Raw genomic sequence first — 824 nt, forward strand, 5'->3', positions numbered from 1 at the left:
AGTTTGTATGCGGCGTCAAGGGCAGCGATACGCTGGGCTGTTGCTTGCTCTTTGGTCGCTTGGGCTTGTTTAAATTCGTCAAGGGTTGCCGTGCTTGCTTTTTCATCAAGTTGGCTTTGAGTGTCTTCGGGAGCGGGTGTCCAGTCGGTTGCTACGTTGCCATACTCCAATTTTGGCTTTTTAAGCTCAACCACGCCATCACCCCAAAACTCAAATCTAACAAACAAGTATTGCAAGTCATCTGTTGTCATTGTGCCTGATACAATAAGCTTTTGCCAGTCATCTGACAAATCAAAAGTCCTACCTACAAGGTTATCTCTAAATCCTCCTGTTATGCCCTTTCGCAAAGCGACAGACAGTCTAGGATTGCCAGAGATTTTTTTAGCATAGACAGATAAAGTAAAGGTTGTACCATCTTTCAACCACGCTTCGGCAGTTGCTTTGTTGATGTCATAACCTAAGTGTTTCCAAGTGCTGCCAACACCTATTAAGCGTGCCACACCATCACTGACAGTCATGCTATTACCTTGTCCACGACTGGCAAATCGCCAAAGTTGGTTTAGGCGTTGGGTGTGTTTTAACAAATTACGCCCACCCACCGTCAAATTATCAAACTTCGCCCCCAACCGCTCAATACTGGTCGCTTGCCCTGCCTGTGTCTGCCTAATCGCCGTAATGTCGCTGGTGGACTTATCCGCTTGTGTTTTGATTTGGCTGTATTTTTGGGCAAGTTCACCTGTCGTTATCCCCAATTCACGAATGCTAGACGTATGACCGCTCACGGTTTGGGTTAAATTGGCGATTTCTTGTGTCTTTGCATTGTT

Annotated in this window: 1 protein-coding gene; it reads right to left on the reverse strand. The window is 46.0% G+C overall.

Translation table 11 applies throughout. The annotated features are described in order from the left end of the window. A partial coding sequence (locus CEW93_RS10870) for a hypothetical protein (RefSeq protein WP_222432748.1) occupies window positions 1-824 on the reverse strand: 824 nt, incomplete at both ends.

This window comes from Moraxella sp. VT-16-12 (assembly GCF_002224245.2).
Taxonomy (GTDB): domain Bacteria; phylum Pseudomonadota; class Gammaproteobacteria; order Pseudomonadales; family Moraxellaceae; genus Moraxella.